This window comes from Massilia sp. 05N420, from assembly GCF_056397205.1.
On sequence record NZ_JBFTMX010000185.1, the window covers coordinates 1 to 439 of the forward strand.

Consider the following 439-nt stretch of genomic DNA (forward strand, 5'->3'; position numbering starts at 1 on the left):
ATTCTGGATCGTCCGTCCCAGGAACACCGCTTTCAGGCCCAGCCTGTCGAGGATCGGGCGTGGCACCGGGCAGCGCGGGCCGTAGGTGAACTGATAGAATTTCCCTTGCTTGTCGAGATGCCTGAAGGCACCGGCCAGGATCGCCATCACCTGGCGCGGCGGCATGGAGAGCAGCGGCAGGCCGCTGACGACGGCGCCCGCCGGGCCGCCAATATCGAGCTGTCCGATCTTCGCCGCATCGCTTTCGACAATCGCCGCCTGCGGAAAACGTGCCGCCAGCATGCCGGTGAATTCGCGTCCTTTCTCGATCAGCACCAGGTCGCTCTCGGCAACGCCGCGGCCGATCAGTGCGCGCGTGAAGACGCCGGTGCCCGGCCCGAGTTCGATGACGCGGCCGGCTGCCGGCTCGATCTCCCGGGTAATCAGCTGGGCCAGCGAG

General features: G+C 67.0%; 1 protein-coding gene. It reads right to left on the minus strand.

Going from position 1 to position 439, the window contains the following annotated elements; translation table 11 throughout:
- On the minus strand, window positions 1–439 hold a 439-nt coding region (locus tag AC1DIX_RS27890), incomplete at both ends, for a class I SAM-dependent methyltransferase (RefSeq protein WP_477328598.1).